The following is a 2734-nucleotide window of genomic DNA, read 5'->3' on the forward strand; positions in this document are numbered from 1 at the left end:
TCGCGTTGCCGACGATGGCGACGAACTCCGCGTGCTGCCAGTTGTGACCCGCGGCGCGGCGGAGAATGTCAATTCGCTGCTCTATCTGCGCGGAATCGATGCGGCCATCATCAATTCGGATGCGCTTGAAGAGTACAGGGGACAGGTGCCCGACATCCAACGCAGGATCACTTACATTGCAAACCTCTTCCCGTCGGAATTGCATATCTTTGTCAGGCCCGAGATCGGCGCCCTGAAGGATCTTGTCGGAAAGAAGGTGAACTTCAACACCCAGGGTACTGCCGCCGCCTATTCCGGACCGCTGATCTTCAGTCGGCTCGGTGTCTCCGTGGAGCAGACCTTCGTGCCGCACCAGGTGGCGCTCGAGCAGATGCGCCGCGGCCAGATGGCAGCGGTGGTGTTCGTCACGTCCAAGCCGGTCGATGCCTTCGTGAAGGGCCGTTGGGAACAGGGTTTCAAGTTTCTTCCGGTGCCGTATGAGGGCAGGTTTGAGGACTACTACCTTCCGGCCACGCTGGACTCTTCAGACTATCCGAACCTGCTGAAACAGGGTGAACGTGTGGCGACGATCGCCGTGCCCACCGTGCTGGCCGCGTTTAACTGGCCTCCGAACACCAACCGCCATGACCGCGTCGCGCGCTTCGTCGACCGGCTGTTCTCGCGCGTCAGCGGACTGCAGGGCCCCGGATTCGATCCGAAATGGAAGTCCATCAACCTCCGCGCGACGGTGCCAGGGCTGACGCGCTTCTCCGCGGCGCAGGACTGGCTCGACCGCCAGCCGCGCACTGCTCAATCCTCTCCATGAACCGCGCGGGAATGGCGTCAATGGTCGCGGTCGGTCTCACATACACGGTGTCGTGGGCTGAATCCCCGGATCCGGTGTCCCGGATGCGATCCTGCGCGCCTATAGAGCGGGAGCAGCGGGTGGAATGCCTTGACAACGCGGAGTCGGCCGCCGCGCCGTCGCGTACAGCGCCCGGTGGCTGGACCGTTGGGCTGACCACTTCGCCCGTTGATTACTCGCCGATCGCGTCTGCCTCGGTCGCGGCCCAGGCACGGGCCGACGTCGCCGGTGGCGCTGCGCCGGCATTGCGATTGACGCTTCGCTGCCGCGGTGGTCGTACCCAAGTGACGATCGAAGGCGCAGGAATTTCCCCGGGGGAGCAGGCGATCGCCTACCAGATCAATGGCGGGCCTGCGGTGCGCCTTGGCGGAGCATCGCCGTCGTTCGGATCCGGCATCACGCTCGGCGGCGACCCGGTTCGGTTGATGCAGTCGCTGCCGGACCGCGGCGGCTTAGTGGTCCGCCTGCAAGCGCCCGGACGCGTCGTTGTCGAAGTGGCGTTCGCGCTCGACGGGCTAGACGTCGTCCGGCAACGGTTGGCGTCGGTTTGTCGATGGTCCGATCCCCGGGCCGGGCAGGGGGACTGATGATTATTGCCCACCTCGTTTCACAAAGGAGTTTACATTATGCGTCCTGTCCAGTTTCACGCTCGGCTCGCCTTTGTTGCTTTCCTCGTGCTGGTCTTCGCTCCTCAGCCGATCCTGGCCCAAGAGGGAAGGCGCCAATTGACGGGCCCGGTCAATGCGCAGGGCGAGCCAATCGCAACATCTGCCGATATCTCTGCGTCGTGGCCGAATTGGCGTCCGGCCGTAGCAGCCAACAAGTCGAAGGCACAACGGCGCTCCGAGATCGCGCGCGCAAACGCAGCTGTCGACCATCGGTTGATACTTCAGGTCAACTCAAACGATGCGGCCGCCATGAACCTCGCCTTGAACAACGCGACCAACGTGATCGACTACTACAAGTCAAAGGGCGAGAAAGTGAAGATCGAGGTCGTCACGTTCGGTCCCGGCCTGCACATGCTTCGAAGCGACACGTCACCCGTGAAAAGCCGCATCGAGGCAATGGCAATTGGCGCGCCCGAGGTGTCTTTCAAGGCGTGCGGGAACACCCGGGAAAAGATGCGCAAGACCGAGGACAAGGAGATTCCAATTCTCTCTGAGGCCAAGATGGTCGAGTCCGGTGTGGTGCGGGTGATGGAGTTGCAGGAGAGCGGCTGGAGCTACGTCAAGCCCTGAGCGGGAATCAGGCCAGCGCCTGCTCGTGCACACCTGCCACGGCACGTCCGGACGGGTCGGCCATCGCTGCAAAACTGGCGTCCCAGGCAATTGCCGCCGGCGAGGAACACGCGATCGACTTCCCCCCCGGTACCGTCTCGGCTGCCGCCTGCGTTGGAAAGAAATGCTCGAACAGTTGGCGATAGTAATACGCTTCCTTGGTCTGCGGCGGGTTGTACGCAAAGCGCTTGTCGGCAGCGGCGATCGCCCGGTCGGTGACCTGTGCCTCGGCATGTGCCTTCAACCCGTCGATCCAGCCGTAACCCACCCCATCGCTGAATTGCTCTTTCTGTCGCCACAGGATCGCATCGGGCAGATAGCCCGCAAACGCTTCCCGCAAAATCGCTTTCTCGATGCGTCGCGCGCCTTGGGCGCTCTGGCCAACCATCTTGTGCTTCGCATCGATGTGCATCGCCGCGTCGAGAAATTCGCGGTCCAGGAACGGCACCCGCGGCTCCACCCCCCACGCCATCATCGACTTGTTCGCGCGCAGGCAATCGTAGTTGTTGAGCGCGTCAAGCTTGCGCACCAGCTCTTCGTGAAACTCCCGCGCGTTGGGCGCCTTGTGGAAGTATAGATATCCGCCAAAGATCTCGTCGCTGCCTTCGCCGGA

At 62.8% G+C, this 2734-nt stretch carries 4 protein-coding genes; 3 read left to right on the plus strand and 1 reads right to left on the minus strand.

Annotated elements, in window-relative coordinates; translation table 11 throughout:
• From ACIQ17_RS32720 to ACIQ17_RS32730, 3 genes are all read left to right on the plus strand, one after another.
• Positions 1-805 (plus strand): TAXI family TRAP transporter solute-binding subunit (locus tag ACIQ17_RS32720; protein ID WP_398473730.1); only part of this gene is annotated, 805 nt, incomplete at its 5' end.
• A gap of 20 nt (positions 806-825) precedes the next feature.
• Positions 826-1431 carry a hypothetical protein gene (locus ACIQ17_RS32725; protein ID WP_398473731.1) on the plus strand — a complete coding sequence of 202 codons (606 nt, stop codon included), beginning with the start codon at positions 826-828 and terminating at the stop codon, positions 1429-1431.
• Positions 1432-1470: 39 nt separating this feature from the next.
• Positions 1471-2082 (plus strand): hypothetical protein, encoded by a 612-nt coding sequence (locus tag ACIQ17_RS32730; protein WP_398473733.1) that lies wholly within the window; start codon positions 1471-1473, stop codon positions 2080-2082.
• 7 nt (positions 2083-2089) lie between these two features.
• Here the strand turns inward: ACIQ17_RS32730 and ACIQ17_RS32735 are convergent.
• Positions 2090-2734, minus strand: a 645-nt coding sequence (locus tag ACIQ17_RS32735; protein ID WP_398473734.1) for an asparagine synthase-related protein, incomplete at its 5' end; no start/stop codon positions are given.

It is taken from the genome of Tardiphaga sp., assembly GCF_044340795.1.
Lineage (GTDB): Bacteria > Pseudomonadota > Alphaproteobacteria > Rhizobiales > Xanthobacteraceae > Tardiphaga.

Bases quoted from the DNA above. Each gene is read 5' to 3' on its own strand.
- ACIQ17_RS32725 (WP_398473731.1), top strand. From the start codon at position 826: ATGGTCGCGGTCGGTCTCACATACACGGTGTCGTGGGCTGAATCCCCG.
- ACIQ17_RS32730 (WP_398473733.1), top strand. From the start codon at position 1,471: ATGCGTCCTGTCCAGTTTCACGCTCGGCTCGCCTTTGTTGCTTTCCTC.